The following is a 19669-nucleotide window of genomic DNA, read 5'->3' as shown; positions in this document are numbered from 1 at the left end:
ACAAACCTCATCTTGTGGGTGTGCGGGCAAGTTGGGCGAAAAATGACCTCAGCTGTCGATCTCACCATTGCGGATGGCGGTGCGGATGGCCTGCGCCGTCGTGGTTACACCGAGGCGCTGGCGTGCCGAACGCAGGTGATTCTCCACCGTACGTTCCGACAGGCCGAGCGTCGTCGCGATGTCCGCCTGGCGCCGGCCGGCCGCTGTCCATGCCAGCACTTCGCGCTCACGTGGCGTGAGCCTGCCGAGCCCTTCAACGAGCGGGGCTTCGAGCAGCTTGTGGGCGTAGAAGAATGCGGCGCTGGCGACCTGTCCGAGGCCCAGGCGTACCTGGGGTGAGCCGTCTAGCCGTGTTCCACCCAGGCTCATGGCGCCTTCCAGACCGCGAGGGCCGAACACGGGCACCTGCAGGCCCTGAACGCCTGAACCCTTTGGTGTGCGAACCACCTGGTAGCGTTCACCGTCCTGCTCCTGCACCTTGATCCAGAAGAAAGCATCGCGCGCATCGAGCAGGTGGCGCGTGACCGGGCAGCGCCGCACATAGGTCTTGGCGTCGACGGGCTGATCGTCGCCGAACCAGTCACCTTCCACCCAGAGAATGCGTTCGATGACGTCCTCGTTCGCCGCCGAGGCGGAAAACAGCACGAAGCGGTCATAGCCGTAAGGTATGGCGAACCCTCGTACGGCTTTCTTGATCGCTTCGAGACCCTGCGCCGCCTCGATCTCGAGCACGGCGCGCATGGCGGCCACGGCCGGCGAGTCCGTCACTTCGTCGCGACCTCTTCGAGCAGCGCCGCCGCTGCCAGTTTGCCCAGGTTGTTGCCTGCCAGCGGGCTGTCGCCGGTCAGCAGCTTGCGATCCTGGTGCGTCGCACCGGAGATGTCCTGATTGATGATCTCGATGCCCAGTGCCTGCAGGCGTTCGCCGAATTTCCAGGTCAGGTGGCCCGGCATGTAGCCGATGTCCGGCGTTGTCGCGTCGAGGGCATCGGGAAATGCGCAGATGCGATAGCCGTTGAAGGCGCAGGTGCTGGCGGACTCATCCAGGCCGGCCGCCAGCAAGGCTGCCGGGCCGTGGCACAGGGAAATGACGAACTTGTCCTTGGCAACGGCCCACTGCAGCACCTGTTTCATCTCGTGGCTCTCGGGCAGGCCGATCAGGGCGCCGTGGCCGCCGGGGATGAATACGCCGATGTAGTCGGAGTCATCGCCCAGGGCTTTTTCGATGACGTCGGCCAGTTTGAGCGGGCTCTTGAAGCGGTCACGGTATTTGTCATACAGGCCCTTTACCTCTGCGTCTTCGGAGGGCATGGCCCAGAATTCGAATTTCACCGGGTTGCCGGACAGGGTGGCGACATCGAAGGCAAAACCGGCCTTGTCGAGGTGATACATGGGCAGCAGGGTTTCGACCGGGTGATTGCCGGTGGAGAACATCGTGCCGTTGTCGGTCAGCAGGTAACGCTCGTCGGCGCCGATCAGCAGGATTTTCCAGCGCCCGCCCTTGTACGGGTTCGGGTAGTCGGCGCCGCTGAGATCGGATTTAGCCGAGGTGAACTGGTTGAGCGAGTAGGGCGAGGGGAAGAAGGCGTTGTCTTCCGCCGGATCGGGAGTGGGGCGCTTGTCGTCGTTGTGCGAGGTCGTCATGGTGTTCTCCTTCGAGAGAGGCGCGTGGTGAGAGCCAGACTAGTGCGGTGGCCTGGGGCCGACAATGAGGGATTTCCCTCAACGTTATGGACCCACGCAGCGCTGCTGCAGTGCCCGCCGGATGTCCATTCAGGGAAATCGAGCGCCAGTTGCCAGGTTGTGCTCGGGGTGGAATGCCCGCGGCGCATGGCGAATAATCTGCGTCACGTCGTATCCATCCAGCAGAGATCGCCATGAGCGCCACGCTACCGCCCCTCGTCCTGTCCATTCAGTCTCACGTTGCCTGGGGGCATGTCGGCAACGCCGCTGCGGTGTTCCCCTTGCAGCGGTTGGGCTTCGAGGTGTTGCCGATCCATACCGTGCAGTTTTCCAACCACACCGGCTACGGTCAGTTCCGAGGCCAGGTGTTCGGTGCCGAGCATGTACGCGAGGTGCTGCTGGGGCTGCGAGAGCGCGGTGTGCTGCCAAGGTTGTCAGCGGTGCTTTCCGGCTACCTGGGCGATGCCGACAGCGGGCGGGTGATTCTCGAGGCGGTGGGTGAGATCCGTCAGCACAATCCCGATGTGCGCTACCTGTGCGACCCGGTGATGGGCGACGTCGGGCGCGGCGTGTTCGTCAACCCCGCGATTCCTGACTTCCTGCGCGACCAGGCGATTCCCTTCGCCAATATCATCACGCCCAACCAGTTCGAGTTCGAGCTGCTCACTGGAGCAAAGCTGAGCAGCTTGCAGGAAGCGGTGAAAATTGCCCGGCAACTGCGGGGCCGCGGCCCGGACGTGGTGGTCGTCACCAGCCTGGCGACGCCGGATATTCCTGACGGCGAGTTGGGCACCCTGGCTGTGAACGGAGAGGGCGCCTGGCTGGTAACCACGCCGCACCTGGCGCGGCACCCACTGCCCAACGGCATGGGGGATGTGTTCTCGGCGACCTTGCTGGGGCGTCTGTTGGCCGGGCAGGCGTTGCCGCAAGCGCTGGCGCTGGCCACGGCAACGCTCTACGCGCTGGTCGAGCAGACCCCTGAAGGTTCGCGCGATCTGCCACTGGTGGCTGCGCAGGAGCAGATCGTGGCGCCTGCCGAGCGTTTCGTGGCACATCCGGTTCCCATGGCTTAGATCAGGGCTTGCGCTGCCGATCCCGGTCTCGGGTTTTGCCAGGCTGGCGCGTGGACACCCCTTAGCTGTGCTGGTGTGCTTCTCAGGGGCTTGGAATGGCCTGCATTTTCAATGTTTCTTTGAAACTCCTAGCGACTTTGCCCGCTTTTTTAGTGCAGGCGCATGCTGCAGACTAGCCAGCATTTTTTCGTTATCCCTCGATCAGGAGAGTGTTCATGAGCCCCGCTTCCTTTGCCCGTCAGCGTTACACCACCAAGGCGTACGATGCGAGTCGCCAGGTTGATCAGGCGATTATCGACGAGCTGTTGGAATTGCTGCGTCTGTCGCCGTCTTCGGTCAATTCGCAGCCCTGGCACTTCGTCGTGGCGAGCACCGCCGAAGGCAAGGCTCGCCTGGCCAAGGGCGCTCAGGCTGGCTTTGCCTACAACCAGCCGAAGATCCTCAATGCCTCGCATGTGATCCTCATCTGCGCCCGCCGCGATCTCGACGATGCTCACCTGGCCAATGTGCTGCAGCAGGAAGCTGACGATGGGCGCTTTCGCGATGACGCGGCGCGCACCACCCAGCACAACACTCGCAGCAGCTACGTCGAACTGCACCGCGGCTTAGGTGACATTCCGCACTGGGCGGAGAAACAGGCGTATCTGGCGTTGGGCACCTTGCTCCTGGGCGCTGCGGCCAAAGGCGTGGACGCCACGCCGATGGAAGGCATCGACCGCGAGGCGCTGGATGAGGAGCTTGGGCTGGCCGTTCAGGGGCTGAGCAGCATGGTGGCGGTGGCGCTGGGTTATCGCAGCGACAGCGATTTCAACGCCGCGCTGCCCAAATCCCGTTTGCCGGCCGAGCGGGTATTCACCCACCTCTGAGTGCTCTGCCTCTCTGTGCCGATGCGCAGAGGGGCCAGGTTGTCGTTCATTCCGGCAGCCTGGCGATCACCTTGATCTCGAAGTCGAAGCCGGACAGCCAGGTCACGCCAATGGCGGTCACCGTCGGGTAGGGTGCCTCGCCCCAATAATCGGCTGCCACTTCCCAGATGGTTTCGAATTTCGCGTGCGGATCGACCATGAAGATCGTGGTGTCGACCACGTCTTCGAAGCTGCAGCCAGCCTCGGCGAGGATCGCATTGAGGTTGGCGAAGGCCAGGCGCACCTGATCTTTCAGGTCGGGTTCGGGCGAACCATCCTTGCGACTGCCGACCTGGCCGGATACGAACAGAAAGCCATTGGAACGAAGCGCTGGCGAATAGCGGTGCCGTTCGTACAGGTCATGGCGCTCGGCCGGGAAAACCACATCTCGTTTGTTTGTCATCGTTGCCTCCGTCGAGGGCCAATGCGGCCCGCTGTTGTCGATGAGGCCACTCTAGAAGTGCGACCGAACTGGATAAACGAGCAACTCTGGTCATGACTGTTTGTAGAATCCAAACAATCAACGGCTAAGAGTGATGCGAGATGGACCGTTTCGACGCGATGCAGGCCTTCGCCCGGGTGGTGGAAACCGGCAGTTTCACCAAGGCGGCTGCGACCTTGCACATGAGCAAGACCAGCGTGACGCAACTGGTCCAGCAACTGGAGGCGCGCCTGCGCGTGCGTCTGCTCAACCGCACCACGCGCAAGGTCAACGTTACGGCCGATGGCGCCGCCTACTACGAGCGCGTGGTGCGTCTACTGGCCGATGTCGATGACGCGGAGACCAGCCTGTCCAGTGCTGCGCTGGCGCCGCGCGGCCGCTTGCGGGTGGATGTGCCCAGCCCCTTCGCGCGCATGCTGCTGATTCCGGCGCTGCCCGGCTTCTATGCGCGCTATCCAGAGATCCAGCTGACTCTGGGCGTCAGTGATCGCATCGTCGACATCATTGGCGAGAACGTCGATTGCGTGGTGCGTGGCGGCGCGATCACCGATCAATCGCTGGTGGCGCGCCATATTGGCGATCTGCAACTTGGTATCTACGCCACGCCGGGGTATCTGCAGCGTGCCGGAACGCCGGCACACCCACGCGAGCTGCAGGCAGCAGGCCACAGCACGGTGGGCTTTCTCTGGTCACGCATGGCATAGGGCCTTGCCCTATGCCATGCAGCGGGGAGAGGAGCGCATCGAAGCGCAGGGGCGTCCGGTGCTTGTCGTCGACGATGGCAACGCCTACCTGGCCGCAGGGCTGGCGGGGCTTGGCATGCTCTGGCTCCCGCACTACATGGCCAAGCCGCACCTGGCCGGCGGCGAGTTGGTGCGCCTGTTCGAGGATTGGTCGATGACGCCGATGCCGATGTACCTGGCTTTCCCGCCGAACCGCCATGTCAGCGCCAAGCTGCGGGTGTTCATCGATTGGGTGGTGGAGCTGATGGCCGAGCATGCGCCAGTGTTGGCGCGGCGCTGAGCTGTTTTCAGCCTGCAAGGTGTATCTGCAGAGCAGGGCGCCGCGCCCCATGGATCAATGCTGTCACGCCCGCGCACTCGGGCTTCTGAAGCGTTGGCAGGTTCTACTGATCTACCGCTCGCCTTCGCTTTATGAGAAATCGATTGACCAAAGAGAATGATCGTTCTACTTTATTGAGAACGATCATTCTCTTTGGTTTGAACCATGCTCGAAGACGCCTCTATCCAGCAGCGCTTGCTGCAAGCCACCGAACGCCTGATCTATGCCGGCGGCATCAACGCCACGGGTATGGACGCCATCGTCAAGGCGTCGGGGGTATCGCGCAAAAGCATTTATCGCCTGTATCCGACCAAGGAGGCGCTGGTCGTCGCCGCACTGCGTGAACGTGATGAGCGTTGGATGCAGTGGTTCATCGCGGGCACGTCGACAGGCTCGCCGAGCGAGCGATTGCTGGCGGTGTTTCCACTGCTGCGCAGTTGGTTTTCGGCGCCTGACTTCCACGGCTGCGCCTTTATCAATGCCGCCGGTGAGATCGGCGACCTTGAGAGTGAGATCCGCGCTGTTGCGCTGTTGCACAAGCAGCGTTTGCTGGCCTATGTCAACGAACTGACCACTGCTTGCGGCTTTGCCGAGCCCGAGGAAATGGCCAGACAGTTTCTCCTGCTCATCGATGGCGCTACCGCTGTCGCCATGGTCACCGGCCAGGCGGATGCCGCCGACAGTGCCGGCCGCGCCGCGCAACTGCTCCTGCACACCCTGTCGCCCAGCAATGGGCTCAATCCCCCGCAAGCCTGAGGTACCGTCATGTCATCAAATACTGAAGTTCGCCCGCCGCTGCCGCCGTTCACCCGCGAGAGTGCCATCGAGAAGGTCCGCCTGGCCGAGGATGGCTGGAACAGCCGGGATGCCGCCAAGGTCGCGCTGGCCTACAGCCTCGATACCCGTTGGCGTAACCGTGCCGAATTCATCAATGGCCGCGACCAGGCGCGTGCCTTCCTCGAGCGCAAATGGGCCAAGGAGCTCGACTACCGTCTGATCAAGGAACTCTGGGCATTCACCGAGAACCGTATCGCCGTGCGCTATGCCTACGAATGGCGCGACGATTCGGGTAACTGGTTTCGCTCCTATGGCAACGAGAACTGGGAGTTCGGCGCTGACGGGCTGATGGTCAATCGCTACGCCTGCATCAACGACCTGCCGATTCAGGAGTCCGAGCGCAAGTTCCGCTGGCCGCTGGGGCGCCGTCCTGACGATCATCCGGGCTTGTCCGATCTTGGGCTTTGATAGCGCGCCGGTGATTCGCCCTTGAGCTGGTCACCCCGGATCTGTCCATGGCCTGGAGCGGGGTGACCGACAATGACCCGGCCGAGCGCTGGCTGAGGAGCAAGATCGTCCAGTTCATGGGCGAGCCAGACGCCTGAGCAGCGCTCAGTCGCGATAGAAGACCTGGATCAGGTGATAGCCGAACTGGGTCTTCACCGGGCCGTGCACCTCGCGCAGTGGCTTCTTGAAGATCACCTGATCCACTGCACGCACCATCTGCCCAGGACGTACTTCACCGAGGTCGCCGCCCTTCTTGCCGGAGGGGCAGGTGGAGTGCTTGCGCGCCAGCACGTCGAAGGCCTCGCCAGCAGCGATGCGCTTCTTCAGCGCGGCAGCCTCCGCTTCGGTCTTGACCAGGATGTGGCGGGCCATTGCCTTTGCCATTGATGGGGTCCTCAAATCTGTCAGGGCGCTATTGTGCCAGCATTCGTTGCGCCAGCAGAATGGCGTCAATTTTGTCGGTCGTGTGCTGTCCGCGCTGCGGGCGAACTTGGCCTATGGTATTTCAATCGCGCTCACGGAAACGCCGCCATGGATCTCCACGCAATGCTGAAAGTCCTGTCCAGTCAGGATGGCTCCGATCTGTATCTGTCCACGGGGGCGCCACCCTGCGCCAAGTTCAACGGCGTGCTCAAGGCGTTGAGTCAGGAGCCGATGAAGGCGGGCGATGTGGCGGCCATTGCCGACGCGATCATGGACGGCGCCCAGCGTGAGGAGTTCGAACGCGAGCTGGAGATGAACCTGGCCATATCGCTGGCCGGTGTAGGGCGTTTTCGCATCAACATCTTCAAGCAGCGCAACGAGGTGTCCATCGTCGCGCGCAACATCAAGCTGGACATTCCCCGTTTCGAAGACCTCAAGCTGCCTGAAGTGCTGCTCAGTACGGTGATGGAAAAGCGCGGCCTGGTGCTGTTCGTCGGTGGCACCGGTTCGGGCAAGTCGACCTCGCTGGCGGCACTGATCGACTACCGCAACCGCAACAGTGGCGGCCATATCATCACCATCGAAGACCCGGTGGAGTACGTGCACCGGCACAAGAAGTCGATCATCAACCAGCGTGAGGTGGGCGTGGACACCCGCAGCTTCCATGCGGCGTTGAAGAACACCCTGCGTCAGGCACCGGACGTCATTCTGATCGGCGAGATCCGCGACCGCGAAACCATGGAGCACGCCCTGGCCTTCGCCGACACCGGGCACCTGGCGATTTCCACCCTGCACGCCAACAACGCCAACCAGGCGTTGGACCGTATCATCAACTTTTTCCCCGAAGATCGCCGCCCGCAATTGCTCAACGATCTGGGCAACAACCTCAAGGCGTTCGTTTCCCAGCGCCTGGTCAAGACCTTGGACGGCAAGCGCCGCGCGGCGGTGGAGGTGATGCTGGGTACGCCGACGGTGCGCGACCTGATCAAGCGCAACGAATTCTCCGAGCTCAAGGAAATCATGGAGAAATCCAAGAACCTTGGCATGCAGACCTTCGATCAGGCGTTGATCGACCTGGTGCACGAAGGCGCCATCGATGAAGAGGAGGCGGTGAAGAACGCCGATTCGGCGAACAACGTGCGCCTGAAGCTCAAGCTCCATCGCGACAACCCGGCCAATGCCCGGCCTGCTCCGGTTGCTGCAGCGCCGGTGGCAGCCCCCGTTGCGCCACCGAAAGCCGCCTCGGCAGGCGACTGGGGACTGGAGCTAAAGCTCGAGGATATCGAAGAGGAGCTGCCGCCAGAGGATCCGGGGCGGCAGGGAATCTAGACCCTATGGGTCGGGCTGCAGCGGCAGGTAAGCCTGACGCAACAGCAGGCTGACGCCGTCCTGTTCCAGTTCGCTGATGGCCTTGCGCAGTTGCTCGACCAGTTGCGCATCGCAATCCTTCGAGCAGGCGAGATACAGGCCGGTGCTGGCCAGGGTCGGGCTTCTGCGCAGGTTCTGTTCTCGATAGGGCGAGTTCTCCCAGATATACAGGGCCTCCGGTACGCCGGTGAACCAGGCATCGATGCGGCCAAGGATGAGCAGATGGGCCGGGTTTTCGCCCAGCTGGAGCTGCACGATCTGCTCGTCGTTGAAACCTGCGCGCTGCAGGATGCCAACCTGCGCCGTACCCATTCCGACACCGATCCGCTGGTAGCGCTGGCGCGCCTGCGCGAAGCTGGTGACTGGCTCATCGAGGCTGAAGAACGCGCGCTCCAGCTCCATGACCGAGGCAATCCAGGTGTACATCTGCTCGCGCTCGGGGGTGCGTGACAGAGGAATGATCAGCAGGTCCTTGCCCTTGGCGACCCGCATCTGAGAGCGAGACCATGGCTCGGCGACGATGTCGGTGAGCTTGCCGATCTTCGCCAGCGCGGTCAGTACCACGTCGCCCACCATGCCGTGGCCACCCTGGTAATGGTGCAGGGTCAGCGGGGGCGCGTCCGGCATGTACAGCTTGACCGGCTCGTTTGCTGATGCAGTTCCAGTGGCCAGCAAGGCAGCGAGCAGCCAGAAGGGGTTGGGCACGACGAACATCCTGTTGGTCTGGTCAAAGCAGTATAGGGCTGCTGTGGTGCGGCGATTTGCCAGGCAGTGCTCAGCTCATCGCTGTAACTCTGCCAGGTTGCGATACAGTTCCAGCGCCTGGGGATTGGCAAGGGCATCGGTGTTCTTCACCGGGCGGCCGTGGACGACGTTGCGCACCGCCAGTTCGACGATCTTGCCGCTGAGGGTGCGGGGGATATCTGCGACCTGGACGATCCGCGCCGGTACATGGCGCGGCGTGGTGTTGGCGCGAATCATCTGGCGAATTTCCTCGCGCAGGGCATCGTCCAGCGTCATGCCATCGCGCAGGCGGATGAACAGCACCACGCGCACATCGCCGTCCCATTCCTGGCCGATGGCGATGGACTCCAGTACCTGTGGCACCTTCTCCACCTGGCGGTAGATTTCCGCGGTGCCGATGCGCACGCCGCCAGGGTTGAGCACGGCATCGGAGCGGCCGTGGATGAGCAAACCGCTGTGCTCGGTTTCCTCGGCGTAGTCGCCGTGAGCCCAGACGCCGGGGAAGGTGGAGAAATAGGCAGCGTGGAATTTCTCGCCGCCTGCATCATTCCAGAAGCCCACCGGCATCGACGGAAAATGTCGGGTACAGACCAGCTCGCCTTTTTCTCCCGTCACTGCCTGGCCATTGTCGTTCCACACCTGCACGTCCATGCCCAGGCCCTTGCACTGCAGTTCGCCGCGCCAGACCGGCAGGGTCGGGTTACCGAGGGCAAAGCAGGAGACGATGTCGGTGCCGCCGGAGATCGACGACAGGCAAAGGTCGCGTTTCACCTCGCGGTAGACGTACTCGAAGCTCTCGTGGGCCAGCGGCGAGCCGGTGGAGAGAATGGCCTTGAGGCTGCTCAGCTTGTGGCTTTGTCGCGGTTTGACGCCGGCTTTCTCCAGGGCTGCGATGAACTTGGCGCTGGTGCCGAAGATGGAAATGTCCTCTGCGTCGATCAGGTCCATCAGTCGCGTCGGTTCGGGGTGAAAGGGCGAACCGTCGTAGAGCACCAGGGTGGCGCCCTGGGCCAGGCCCGAGACCAGCCAGTTCCACATCATCCAGCCGCAGGTGGTGTAGTAGAACAGGGTGTCGCTGGTGCCCAGATCGCTGTGCAGGCCATGCTCCTTGACGTGCTGCAGCAAGGTACCGCCCGCGCCGTGGACGATGCACTTGGGCACGCCGGTGGTGCCGCTGGAGTAGAGGATGTACAGCGGCTGGTCGAAGGCCGTCGGGGTGAACTGCGGCGCGCCGCCGGGCTGGTAAAAATCCTGCCAGAGGCTGACGGCGGCGGCGGTTTTGCAATCCGTCGTGTCGGTATCGACCTTGGCGTAAGGCACCAGCACCAGCTGTTGTAGAGAAGGCAGTTGCCCGAGGATTTCGTTGAGCTTGCCGCTCAGATCGATGTTCTTGCCGGCGTAGCGGTAGCCTGCGGCGGCGATCAGCACCTTGGGTTCGATCTGGCCGAAGCGGTCGATCACGCCCTGGGTGCCGAAATCCGGCGAGCAACTCGACCAAGTAGCGCCGAGGCTGGCAGTGGCAAGCATGCCCACCACGGTCTGCCAGGTATTGGGCATGAAGGCGGCGACGCGGTCGCCGAGGACTACGCCGGCCTCGCGCAGGGCTCGCTGCAGGCCGGCGACATGGGCCGCCAGTTGGGCATGGCTAAGCTGCTCGCGGCTGCCATCCTCGCCGATGGCCACCAGCGCCGGATGGCCGTCGCGGCGGCGCAGCAGGTGTTCGGCGAAGTTCAGCGTGGCACCGGGAAACCACTGCGCATCGAGCATCGTCGGGCCTTCGCGCAGCACGCATTCGGCAGGGCTGTTAAAGCGAATATCGAAGAAGTCGACGATGGCCTGCCAGAAGGCTGCGCGCTGCTCAACGCTCCAGGCGTGCAGGGCAGGGTAATCGGCCAGCTGCAAACCCTGGCGCTCGTTGACGAAGCGGCGGAAGGCATCCATCCGGCTGGCGCTGATGCGCTCGGGCGACGGCGTCCACAGCGGTTGCGACATGGCGAGTCCTCGTCGTACTCGATCTTATGCTTCAGCTTAGTGCGTTCGCGGCATTTGACCTTTAACTCAGGCGACCTTTGCTGCTGTCGCACCGACCTTTCACTTGGCCGGATGGGGTGTCTCTTGATGCGTAAAACGGTGGAACGATTAAGCCGCACATACTTGTAGGAGCGGATTCATCCGCGATTTTCGCGGCTAAAGCCGCTCCTACAGATGGCAGGTTGGCGCTCAGCGATTCGCCATCCGAGCCCGCGCCACTCGCGAGCCGTTAGCCTTGCCGAGCACCTCGCAGATGCGTTGGCCGGCCGCGATCAGCTTGTCCATGTCCACGCCAGTTTCGATGCCCAGGCCCTGCAGCAGGTACAGCACGTCCTCGCTGGCGACGTTGCCGGTGGCGCCCTTGGCATAGGGGCAGCCGCCGAGACCGGCGACCGAGCTGTCGAACACATGGATGCCTTCGAGCAGGCTGGCGTAGATATTGGCCAGCGCCTGGCCATAGGTGTCGTGGAAGTGCCCGGCTAGCCTCTCACGGGGGATGTCGCGGCCAACCTGCTCGAACAGCGCGCGGGTTTTGCCAGCGGTGCCGGTGCCGATGGTGTCGCCCAGCGACACCTCGTAGCAGCCCATGGCATATAGCTCGCGGGCGACACTGGCGACCTGCTCCGGCGCGATCTCGCCATCGTAGGGGCAGCCCAGCACGCAGGAGACGTAGCCGCGCACGCGAGCGTTCGCGGCCTTGGCCGTCTCCATCAGCGGCACGAAGCGTTGCAGGCTGTCGGCGATGGAGCAGTTGATGTTCTTTTGCGAGAAGGTTTCGCTGGCGGCGGCGAATACCGCCACTTCCTCTACCTTGGCTTCGAGTGCGGCCTCGAAGCCTTTCAGGTTGGGCGTCAGGGCGGCGTAGGTGATGCCAGGTTTGCGCTGGATGGCGGCGAACACCTCGGCAGAGCCGGCCATTTGTGGCACCCATTTGGGCGAGACGAAGCTGCCCACCTCGACATAGCTCAGCCCGGCTGCCGTCAGATCATCGACCAGACGCACCTTGTCGGCCACGCTGATCGGTTGCTTCTCGTTCTGCAGGCCATCGCGCGGGCCGACTTCCACCAGTCGTACGGAGTTGGGCAGGCTCATCGGTTGTCCTCGTTTCATCCTAGGGTGCGCCGTGCGCACCGTCTGCGGCAAGGCGTAGTAGGGCGAGTTGAATCGGTGGGCTGAAGCCCACCCTACGCGACTATTTATATCCGTGGCGTAGGGTGGACATCGCTTTTCATGTCCACCTTAGTCAAGGCGAATGCGGTGGATCGGTGAAGCGTGATCCACCCTACGGCTCTAGCTCGACCAGCACCGCACCTTCGCTGACCATTTCCCCTTCACGGCAATACAGCGCCTTGACCGTGCCGGCTTCGGGGGCGCGGATGCTGTGCTCCATCTTCATCGCCTCCAACACTACCAGCGCGGTGCCGGCCTCGACCGCCTGGCCAGGCTCGACCAGCACCCGGACGATGCTGCCGTTCATCGGGGCACTGAGGCCGCCTTGCTGGGTGTGGCTGGCTTCGGCGGCGGCGATGGGGTCGAAGCGGGTGATGGCGTGCAGTTCGCCGTGCCATTGCAGGTAGAGGGTTTCACCTTGGCGAATGGCGCGCAGGCGCTGGCGTGTATCGTCGATGTCCACAAGCAGTTCTTCGCCGTGCAAGCAGGCTGTGTTAGTCGCGCGCACCTTGCGGTTTTCACCTTGGCAGCTCAGATGCAATTCGATTTCTGCGGCACTGCCGGAGCGCCAGCCGCTGTGGGCGGCCCAGGGTGAATGCGGGTCGTCGTCGCGCTCTAGCGGCGTCTCGCTCTGCGCCCAGGCATCGGCCGCCAGTTGCCAGAAGGTTTCCGGCAACTCGCTGGGTGCAGGCAGCAACTGCTGCTGATGACGCGGGATAAAGCCGGTATCCAGCTGGCAGGCGGCGAAGGCCGGGTGGGCGAGGATGCGGCGCAGGAACGTCAGGTTGGTTTTCACGCCACCGACCAGGGTGTCGTCGAGCATCGCCAGCAGACGCAGGCGCGCCTGCTCGCGGTTCTCGCCCCAGGCGATCAGCTTGCCCAGCATCGGGTCGTAGAAGGGCGACACGCTGTCGCCCTCGGCCACGCCGCTGTCGATACGCCGGCCATCGCCGCTGACGGCCTCGCGGTACAGCGCCAGGGTGCCGGTGGAAGGGAGAAAATCGTGATCCGGGTCTTCGGCGTACAGCCGCACCTCGATGGCGTGGCCGTTGAGCGGCACCCGTTGTTGGGCGATCGGCAGCGCCTCGCCACGGGCGACGCGAATCTGCCAGGCCACCAGATCGAGCCCGGTGATGGCTTCGGTAACCGGGTGTTCGACTTGCAGGCGGGTATTCATCTCCATGAAGAAGAAGTCGCCGCGCTCGTCGAGCAGAAACTCCACGGTACCGGCACCGACATAGCCGATGGCCTGCGCGGCCTTGACCGCCGCTTCGCCCATGGCGCGGCGCAGCTCGGGGCTGAGGCCCGGCGCCGGTGCTTCTTCCACCACCTTCTGGTGGCGACGCTGGATCGAGCAGTCGCGCTCGTTGAGGTACAGGCAGTTACCGTGCTGGTCGGCGAATACCTGGATCTCCACGTGGCGCGGCTTGAGCACGTACTTTTCCACCAGCATGCGCGAGTCGCCGAAGGCCGACTGCGCTTCACGCTGCGCCGATTCCAGGGTCTCGGCGAGTTGCGCTTCGGATTCTGCGACCTTCATGCCCTTGCCACCGCCGCCCGCGGCGGCCTTGAGCAGCACCGGGTAGCCGATGCGCGCAGCGGCCTCGCGGAAGGTGTCGAGATCCTGCTTGTCACCGTGATAGCCCGGCACCAGCGGCACGCCGGCGGCTTCCATCAGCGACTTGGCCGCCGACTTGCTGCCCATGGCATCGATGGCCGAGGCCGGCGGGCCGAGAAAGATCAGTCCGGCCTGCTCGATGGCGCGGGCGAAACCGGCGTTCTCCGAGAGAAAACCGTAGCCCGGGTGGATGGCCTGCGCGCCGCTGGCCTTGGCGGCGGCGATGATCTTGTCGATCAGCAGGTAGCTTTCGCCAGGCTTGGCACCGCCGAGGTTTACCGCCACGTCTGCTTCACGCACATGCCGTGCATGGGCGTCGATGGCGCTGTGCACGGCGACAGTGCGAATGCCCATGGCCTTGGCCGTACGCATCACGCGGCAAGCGATTTCGCCGCGGTTGGCGACCAGCAGGGTATCGATCATGGTCATTGCTCCTGCCAGGACGGTTGGCGTTTTTCCAGGAATGCGCGCAGGCCTTCCTGGCCCTCGGCGCTGACGCGCAGGCGGGCGATGGCGTTCTCGGTGTAGCGGCGCAGGGCCGGGGTCAGCTCGCCGCTGCCGACTTCGCGCAGCAGATCCTTGCTGGCGCGCATGGCTTGCGGGCTGTTGTGCAGCAGGTTGGCGACCCAGGCTTCGACCTGAGCATCCAACTCGGCAAGCGGGAAGCACTCGGCAAGCAGGCCCAGTTCGCGGGCGCGCTTGCCATCGAAGCGCTCGGCGGTGAGCGCGTAGCGCTTGGCGGCGCGCTCGCCGATGGCCTGCACGACGAAGGGGCTGATCACCGCCGGGGCCAGGCCGATACGCACTTCCGACAGCGAGAACAGCGCGTCTTCGCTGCCGATGGCCATGTCGCAGCAACTGGCCAGGCCTACCGCGCCACCGAAGGCCGCGCCCTGGACGACGGCCAGGGTGGGGATCTTCAGACCGTGCAGGTTGTACATCAGCTCGGCCAGCTCGCGGGCGTCATTCAAATTGGCGTTGTAGTCGAGGGTGGCGGCGTGCTGCATCCAGGCCAGGTCGGCGCCAGCGGAAAAGTGCTTGCCACGGCCGCGCAGCAGGAGGAAACGCAGGCTCTTGTCTTCGCCCACAGCGTCGAGGGCGAGGATCAGCTCGCGGATCATCTCGGCATTGAAGGCGTTGTTCTTTTCCGGGCGGTTCAGCCACAGGGTGGCGAAGCCGCGCGGATCTTTCTCAAGCTGTACGGTGGTGAAGTCGGTCATGATTAATTCCGGAATCTGCTTTTTGCTCCCTCTCCCATTCATGGGAGAGGGCTGGGGAGAGGGCGCTTTGAGCGTTTAACCCTCTCCCCCGGCCCCTCTCCCGCAAGCGGGAGAGGGGAGTTGGTCATCACATACGGAACACCCCGAAACGGGTCGGCTCGATGGGGGCGTTGAGGCTGGCGGACAGGGCCAGGGCCAGCACCTCGCGGGTCTGCGCCGGGTCGATCACGCCGTCGTCCCACAGCCGAGCACTGGAATAGAAGGCGTGCGCTTGCTGCTCGTACTGCTCGACGATGGGCTGTTTGAGGCGTTGTTCCTCGTCGTCGCTGAACGGCTGGCCGGCGCGTGCGGCCTGTTCGCGCTTGACCTGCACCAGTACGCCGGCCGCCTGCTGCGCGCCCATCACGCCGATGCGCGCGTTGGGCCACATCCACAGAAAGCGCGGGTCGTAGGCGCGGCCGCACATGCCGTAGTTGCCGGCGCCGAAGCTGCCGCCGATGATCAGGGTGAACTTCGGCACCTGGGCGCAGGCCACGGCGGTGACCAGCTTGGCGCCGTGCTTGGCGATGCCGCCTTCCTCGTACTTCTTGCCCACCATGAAGCCGGTGATGTTCTGCAGGAACAGCAGTGGAATGCCGCGCTGGCAGGCCAGTTCGACGAAGTGCGCGCCTTTCTGCGCCGCTTCGGCAAAGAGGATGCCGTTGTTGGCCAGGATCGCCACCGGGTAGCCATTGATGCGGGCGAAACCGCAGACCAGGGTAGTGCCGAACAGCGCCTTGAATTCATCCAGTTGCGAGTCGTCGACGATCCGCGCGATCACCTCGCGTACATCGAAGGGCTGCTTGGCGTCAGCCGGGATCACCCCATACAGCTCCTCGGCGGCGTAGCGCGGAGCGATGGGCGCACGGCTGTCGAGCTGGCCGAGCTTGCGCCAGTTCAAATTGCTGATGCAGCGGCGAGCCAGGGCCAGGGCGTGTTCGTCGTCCTCGGCGTAGTGGTCGGCGACGCCGCTGGTCTTGCAGTGTACGTCGGCGCCGCCGAGTTCCTCGGCTGTCACCACTTCGCCGGTGGCGGCCTTCACCAGCGGCGGGCCGGCGAGGAAGATGGTCGCCTGCTCGCGCACCATGATGGTTTCGTCGCTCATGGCCGGCACGTAGGCGCCGCCGGCGGTGCAGGAGCCCATCACCACGGCGATCTGCGGAATGCCCATGGCGCTCATGTTGGCCTGGTTGAAGAAGATCCGGCCGAAGTGCTCGCGATCCGGGAACACCTCGTCCTGGCGCGGCAGGTTGGCGCCGCCGGAGTCCACCAGGTAGATGCACGGTAGGCGATTCTCGCGGGCGATGGCCTGGGCGCGCAGGTGCTTCTTCACCGTCAGCGGGTAGTAGGAGCCGCCTTTAACCGTGGCGTCGTTGGCCACGATCATGCATTCCACGCCTTCGACGCGGCCGATACCGGCGATCACCCCGGCGGCGGGCACGTCCTCGCCGTAGACCTCATGTGCGGCGAGCTGGCCGATCTCGAGGAAGGGCGAGCCGGCATCGAGCAAGCGGTTGATGCGCTCGCGCGGCAGCAATTTGCCGCGCGAGGTGTGGCGCTCCTGCGCCTTGGCGCCGCCGCCTTCATGGATGCGGGCGAGCAGGGCGCGCAGCTCGTCCACCTGAGCGAGCATGGCCGCCTGGTTGGCGGCGAACTCTGGCGAGCGGGTGTTGATCTGGGTGTGCAGGATGGCCATTTGGCACGCTCCGATTTTGATTTATCTCCCCTCTGCCCGCTTGCGGGAGAGGGGCCGGGGGAGAGGGCGGTGTAGGCGACCCAGAGCCCCTCTCCCTAACCCTCTCCCACACGTGGGAGAGGGGGATAGACCGTGCTTCACTTGGTCTCGTTGAACAGCTCGCGGCCGATCAGCATGCGGCGGATCTCGCTGGTGCCGGCGCCGATCTCGTAGAGCTTGGCGTCGCGCAGCAGGCGGCCGGCCGGGTATTCGTTGGTGTAGCCGTTGCCGCCCAGTAGCTGGATGGTGTCCAGGGCCATCTTGGTGGCCATCTCGGCGGTGTAGAGGATTACCGCAGCGGCATCCTTGCGTGATTCCTCGCCGCGATCACAGGCTTTGGCGACGTTGTACAGGTAGGACTTGGAGGCGTTCATGCCGGCGTACATGTCGGCCAGCTTGCCTTGCACCAACTGGAATTCGCCGATCGACTGCTTGAACTGCTGGCGCTCGTGCACGTAGGGCAGCACTACGTCCATGCAGGCGCTCATGATCCCGGTCGGGCCGCCGGAGAGCACGGTGCGCTCGTAGTCGAGGCCGCTCATCAGCACGCGCACGCCGCCACCCTCGACGCCTAAGATGTTCTCTTCCGGCACTTCGCAGTCTTCGAACAGCAGTTCGCAGGTGTTGGAGCCGCGCATGCCCAGCTTGTCCAGCTTCTGGTGGCGGGAGAAACCCTTGAAGTCGCGCTCGACGATAAAGGCGGTCATGCCGCGCGAGCCGGCGTTGATGTCGGTCTTGGCGTAGATCACGTAGGTGTGGGCGTCCGGGCCGTTGGTGATCCACATCTTGTTGCCGTTGAGCACGTAGCGGTCGCCGCGCTTTTCCGCACGCAGCTTCATCGACACCACGTCGGAGCCAGCGTTGGGCTCGCTCATGGCCAGAGCGCCGATATGCTCGCCGGAACACAGCTTGGGCAAATATTTCTGCTTCTGCGCCTCGCTGCCGTTCTTGTGGATCTGGTTGACGCAGAGGTTGGAGTGCGCACCGTAGGACAGGCCCACCGAGGCCGAGGCGCGGCTGATTTCCTCCATGGCCAGCACATGCGCCAGATAGCCCATGTCGGTGCCGCCGTACTCTTCCTTGACCGTTATGCCGAGCAGGCCCATGTCGCCGAACTTGCGCCACATGTCCATGGGGAACTCGTTGTCGCGGTCGATCTGCGCGGCGCGCGGCGCCAGCTCGTTCTGGGCGAACTGGTGCACCGCGTCGCGCAGCATGTCGAGGGTTTCGCCGAGGCCGAAGTTGAGGGTGGGGTAGCTCATGGGTCACCTGCGATTGTTCTTGTAGTGGGGCGATTAGGCGGTGGTTTCGGCGAGGGCTGCGAGGCAGCGTTCCTCGGCTGTATCCAGTTCCAGTTGCATCTGCTGGATGTCCAGCAACTGTTGTTCAAGTTGCTGGCGGCGTTCGGCGATCTTGGTGAGGAAGGTATTGAGCTGCTTGTGGTTGCCGCTGCTGGGGTCGTAGAGATCAATCAGCTCCTTGCATTCGGCCAGGGAGAAACCGATGCGCTTGCCGCGCAGAATGAGCTTCAGGGTCACCAGATCCTTGGGGTGATAGATGCGCTCCTGGCCACGGCGCTCGGGGGCGAGCATGCCTTGTTCCTCGTAGAAGCGGATGGCGCGAGGGGTCACGTCCAGTTCACGAGCCAGGTCGGAGATGCTGTAGGTGGTGGGCATGGCGATGTTCTTGTTGTTTACCTTTACGTAAACGTTAAGTTAGCTTTTTCAGGCTGTCAACGTCGCTGCCGCCGGCAGCGAGCAGCTCGGCTGGACAAGCGCTACGGCAAAGCCTCTAGAATGCCGCTCTTGTCGGCAGCCACGAACAAGGGAACTCATGGCAGGCGCGTCCGCTGAAAAAGGCACGATCTCCATACGACTGGTGCTTGAGGCGCTATGCGAGCTGCGCCAGCAAGGCGTCGACGACACCGCATTGCTGGTCGAGGCCGGTATCGACGGCGATCTGCTGGCGCAGCCCGAAGGGCGGGTGTCGTCCGAGGCCTATGCCCGGCTCTGGTTGGCCATCGCCCGGCAGATGGACGATGAATTCTTCGGCATGAACCAACGCCGCATGAAGGTGGGTAGTTTCGCCTTCATGGCTCGTGCTGCAGCGAAGGAGCTGACCCTGGGCGCGGCCTTGCAAGGCGCGCTGCGCTTTCTGCACCTGGTCTTTGATGATTTCAGTCCGAGGCTGGAGGTGCGCGATGGCCTGGCCGCCATCGTCATCGACGAGGCGCCTGGGCAGGCCTGCCGCGCCTTTGGCTATTTCACCCTGTGGCTGATCATCCATGGTCTGGGCTGTTGGCTGGCCGGGCGGCGTATCGATGTGCTGGGCATCCAGCTGCGCTGCCCGCAACCGGATTACATCGAGGACTACCAGGTGATGTTCACCCGCAACCTGCAGTTCGCGCGGGGACAGAGCCGCCTGCTGTTCAACGCCGACAGCCTGCAGACGCCGATCCGACGCAGCGCTGACGACCTCAAGCGCTTTCTCGCCGATGCGCCGGGCAATATTCTGGTGCGCTACCGCGACCCACAGAGCCTGAGCGCGCGGATCAAGAACCATCTGCGCAGCCTGGCGCCTGAGCAGTGGCCGGATGTGGAGGCCCTGGCCGCGCATTTCCACATGGCGCCCTCGACCCTGCGGCGCAAGCTCTCGCTGCAGGGGCAGCCTTACCAGGGGCTCAAGGATCAGGTGCGGCGTGACCTGGCCATTGCCTGCTTGGACAGCGATGACGGCAACGTTCGTGACCTGGCTTTCGAACTGGGCTTCGCCGACAGCAGCGCCTTCTACAAGGCATTCAAGAAATGGACAGGCTCGACGCCAGGCCAGTACCGCGCGTTGATGCACCCCGAGCGCCATTGACCGAGGCGGGG

General features: G+C 63.9%; 18 protein-coding genes and 2 pseudogenes. 8 read left to right on the top strand and 12 right to left on the bottom strand.

Translation table 11 applies throughout. The features are described from left to right. Positions 1-48: 48 nt before the first annotated feature. Positions 49-768: a PA1136 family autoinducer-binding transcriptional regulator gene (locus ACN8M7_RS21285; protein ID WP_490262093.1), complete on the bottom strand. Its 720-nt coding sequence runs from the start codon at positions 766-768 to the stop codon at positions 49-51. Continuing rightward, on the bottom strand, positions 765-1643 hold the full coding sequence (hchA, locus tag ACN8M7_RS21280; RefSeq protein ID WP_490262092.1) for a glyoxalase III HchA: 879 nt from the start codon (positions 1641-1643) through the stop codon (positions 765-767). The genes ACN8M7_RS21285 and hchA overlap by 4 nt, the downstream gene beginning before the upstream one ends. 233 nt (positions 1644-1876) lie before the next feature. Between hchA and pdxY the strand changes: the two genes are divergently transcribed. Then, positions 1877-2755, top strand: coding sequence for a pyridoxal kinase PdxY (pdxY, locus tag ACN8M7_RS21275; RefSeq protein ID WP_490262091.1), 879 nt, complete (start codon positions 1877-1879; stop codon positions 2753-2755). Positions 2756-2970: 215 nt separating this feature from the next. Beyond that, entirely contained in the window at positions 2971-3621 is a 651-nt protein-coding gene (gene nfsB / locus ACN8M7_RS21270) for an oxygen-insensitive NAD(P)H nitroreductase (protein ID WP_490262090.1), read from the top strand. A gap of 46 nt (positions 3622-3667) precedes the next feature. On the opposite strand, the gene ACN8M7_RS21265 is transcribed toward nfsB, so the two are convergent. Next, on the bottom strand, positions 3668-4063 hold the full coding sequence (locus ACN8M7_RS21265) for a RidA family protein (protein ID WP_490262089.1): 396 nt from the start codon (positions 4061-4063) through the stop codon (positions 3668-3670). 140 nt (positions 4064-4203) lie between these two features. Between ACN8M7_RS21265 and ACN8M7_RS21260 the strand changes: the two are divergent. From ACN8M7_RS21260 to ACN8M7_RS21245, 4 genes and pseudogenes are all read left to right on the top strand, one after another. Continuing rightward, positions 4204-5125: pseudogene (locus tag ACN8M7_RS21260) on the top strand (LysR family transcriptional regulator). A gap of 204 nt (positions 5126-5329) precedes the next feature. Further along, a complete protein-coding gene (locus ACN8M7_RS21255) occupies positions 5330-5920 on the top strand; it encodes a TetR/AcrR family transcriptional regulator (protein ID WP_490262088.1) in 591 nt (196 codons plus the stop codon). 9 nt (positions 5921-5929) lie between these two features. Further along, positions 5930-6409, top strand: coding sequence for a nuclear transport factor 2 family protein (locus ACN8M7_RS21250; RefSeq protein ID WP_490262087.1), 480 nt, complete (start codon positions 5930-5932; stop codon positions 6407-6409). Positions 6410-6447: 38 nt separating this feature from the next. Then, positions 6448-6546, top strand: a pseudogene (locus ACN8M7_RS21245) (LysR family transcriptional regulator); the annotation flags it as partial. Between the two features lie 7 nt (positions 6547-6553). Here ACN8M7_RS21245 and ACN8M7_RS21240 read toward each other — a convergent pair. Then, positions 6554-6832 carry a peptidylprolyl isomerase gene (locus tag ACN8M7_RS21240; RefSeq protein WP_013715799.1) on the bottom strand — a complete coding sequence of 93 codons (279 nt, stop codon included), beginning with the start codon at positions 6830-6832 and terminating at the stop codon, positions 6554-6556. 147 nt (positions 6833-6979) lie between these two features. Between ACN8M7_RS21240 and ACN8M7_RS21235 the strand changes: the two genes are divergently transcribed. Beyond that, a complete protein-coding gene (locus tag ACN8M7_RS21235) occupies positions 6980-8200 on the top strand; it encodes a PilT/PilU family type 4a pilus ATPase (protein ID WP_490262086.1) in 1221 nt (406 codons plus the stop codon). 3 nt (positions 8201-8203) lie between these two features. On the opposite strand, the gene ACN8M7_RS21230 is transcribed toward ACN8M7_RS21235, so the two are convergent. From ACN8M7_RS21230 to ACN8M7_RS21195, 8 genes are all read right to left on the bottom strand, one after another. Further along, entirely contained in the window at positions 8204-8953 is a 750-nt protein-coding gene (locus ACN8M7_RS21230) for a substrate-binding periplasmic protein (protein WP_490262085.1), read from the bottom strand. A 66-nt stretch (positions 8954-9019) separates the two neighbouring features. Beyond that, positions 9020-10975, bottom strand: coding sequence for an acetoacetate--CoA ligase (locus ACN8M7_RS21225; RefSeq protein WP_490262084.1), 1956 nt, complete (start codon positions 10973-10975; stop codon positions 9020-9022). Positions 10976-11203: 228 nt separating this feature from the next. Further along, positions 11204-12106 (bottom strand): hydroxymethylglutaryl-CoA lyase, encoded by a 903-nt coding sequence (locus ACN8M7_RS21220; RefSeq protein ID WP_490262083.1) that lies wholly within the window; start codon positions 12104-12106, stop codon positions 11204-11206. A gap of 190 nt (positions 12107-12296) precedes the next feature. Further along, on the bottom strand, positions 12297-14225 hold the full coding sequence (locus ACN8M7_RS21215; protein WP_490262082.1) for an acetyl/propionyl/methylcrotonyl-CoA carboxylase subunit alpha: 1929 nt from the start codon (positions 14223-14225) through the stop codon (positions 12297-12299). Between the two features lie 2 nt (positions 14226-14227). Then, positions 14228-15022 (bottom strand): gamma-carboxygeranoyl-CoA hydratase, encoded by a 795-nt coding sequence (locus ACN8M7_RS21210; RefSeq protein ID WP_013715793.1) that lies wholly within the window; start codon positions 15020-15022, stop codon positions 14228-14230. Between the two features lie 127 nt (positions 15023-15149). Further along, positions 15150-16757 carry a carboxyl transferase domain-containing protein gene (locus ACN8M7_RS21205; RefSeq protein ID WP_490262081.1) on the bottom strand — a complete coding sequence of 536 codons (1608 nt, stop codon included), beginning with the start codon at positions 16755-16757 and terminating at the stop codon, positions 15150-15152. Between the two features lie 137 nt (positions 16758-16894). Next, positions 16895-18058, bottom strand: coding sequence for an isovaleryl-CoA dehydrogenase (locus ACN8M7_RS21200; protein ID WP_489084796.1), 1164 nt, complete (start codon positions 18056-18058; stop codon positions 16895-16897). Positions 18059-18091: 33 nt separating this feature from the next. Beyond that, a complete protein-coding gene (locus ACN8M7_RS21195; RefSeq protein WP_489084795.1) occupies positions 18092-18472 on the bottom strand; it encodes a MerR family transcriptional regulator in 381 nt (126 codons plus the stop codon). Between the two features lie 157 nt (positions 18473-18629). Here ACN8M7_RS21195 and ACN8M7_RS21190 point away from each other — a divergent pair, with 157 nt between their 5' ends. Then, positions 18630-19658, top strand: coding sequence for an AraC family transcriptional regulator (locus tag ACN8M7_RS21190; RefSeq protein WP_490262080.1), 1029 nt, complete (start codon positions 18630-18632; stop codon positions 19656-19658). Positions 19659-19669 lie beyond the last annotated feature (11 nt).

The sequence above is a fragment of the Pseudomonas spartinae genome (assembly GCF_965197125.1).
Classification (GTDB): domain Bacteria; phylum Pseudomonadota; class Gammaproteobacteria; order Pseudomonadales; family Pseudomonadaceae; genus Aquipseudomonas; species Aquipseudomonas composti_A.
Note: the sequence above shows the minus strand (reverse complement) of the source record. Positions and strands in the feature narration are given on the sequence as shown.

What these genes read in the sequence shown, in the direction of transcription:
- pdxY (WP_490262091.1), top strand. Translation starts at nt 1,877, where the DNA reads ATGAGCGCCACGCTACCGCCCCTCGTCCTGTCCATTCAGTCTCACGTT.
- hchA (WP_490262092.1), bottom strand. Translation starts at nt 1,643, where the DNA reads ATGACGACCTCGCACAACGACGACAAGCGCCCCACTCCCGATCCGGCG.
- ACN8M7_RS21250 (WP_490262087.1), top strand. Translation starts at nt 5,930, where the DNA reads ATGTCATCAAATACTGAAGTTCGCCCGCCGCTGCCGCCGTTCACCCGC.
- ACN8M7_RS21240 (WP_013715799.1), bottom strand. Translation starts at nt 6,832, where the DNA reads ATGGCAAAGGCAATGGCCCGCCACATCCTGGTCAAGACCGAAGCGGAG.
- ACN8M7_RS21225 (WP_490262084.1), bottom strand. Translation starts at nt 10,975, where the DNA reads ATGTCGCAACCGCTGTGGACGCCGTCGCCCGAGCGCATCAGCGCCAGC.
- ACN8M7_RS21255 (WP_490262088.1), top strand. Translation starts at nt 5,330, where the DNA reads ATGCTCGAAGACGCCTCTATCCAGCAGCGCTTGCTGCAAGCCACCGAA.
- ACN8M7_RS21195 (WP_489084795.1), bottom strand. Translation starts at nt 18,472, where the DNA reads ATGCCCACCACCTACAGCATCTCCGACCTGGCTCGTGAACTGGACGTG.
- ACN8M7_RS21190 (WP_490262080.1), top strand. Translation starts at nt 18,630, where the DNA reads ATGGCAGGCGCGTCCGCTGAAAAAGGCACGATCTCCATACGACTGGTG.
- ACN8M7_RS21205 (WP_490262081.1), bottom strand. Translation starts at nt 16,757, where the DNA reads ATGGCCATCCTGCACACCCAGATCAACACCCGCTCGCCAGAGTTCGCC.
- ACN8M7_RS21210 (WP_013715793.1), bottom strand. Translation starts at nt 15,022, where the DNA reads ATGACCGACTTCACCACCGTACAGCTTGAGAAAGATCCGCGCGGCTTC.
- ACN8M7_RS21235 (WP_490262086.1), top strand. Translation starts at nt 6,980, where the DNA reads ATGGATCTCCACGCAATGCTGAAAGTCCTGTCCAGTCAGGATGGCTCC.
- ACN8M7_RS21200 (WP_489084796.1), bottom strand. Translation starts at nt 18,058, where the DNA reads ATGAGCTACCCCACCCTCAACTTCGGCCTCGGCGAAACCCTCGACATG.
- nfsB (WP_490262090.1), top strand. Translation starts at nt 2,971, where the DNA reads ATGAGCCCCGCTTCCTTTGCCCGTCAGCGTTACACCACCAAGGCGTAC.
- ACN8M7_RS21215 (WP_490262082.1), bottom strand. Translation starts at nt 14,225, where the DNA reads ATGATCGATACCCTGCTGGTCGCCAACCGCGGCGAAATCGCTTGCCGC.
- ACN8M7_RS21265 (WP_490262089.1), bottom strand. Translation starts at nt 4,063, where the DNA reads ATGACAAACAAACGAGATGTGGTTTTCCCGGCCGAGCGCCATGACCTG.
- ACN8M7_RS21230 (WP_490262085.1), bottom strand. Translation starts at nt 8,953, where the DNA reads ATGTTCGTCGTGCCCAACCCCTTCTGGCTGCTCGCTGCCTTGCTGGCC.
- ACN8M7_RS21220 (WP_490262083.1), bottom strand. Translation starts at nt 12,106, where the DNA reads ATGAGCCTGCCCAACTCCGTACGACTGGTGGAAGTCGGCCCGCGCGAT.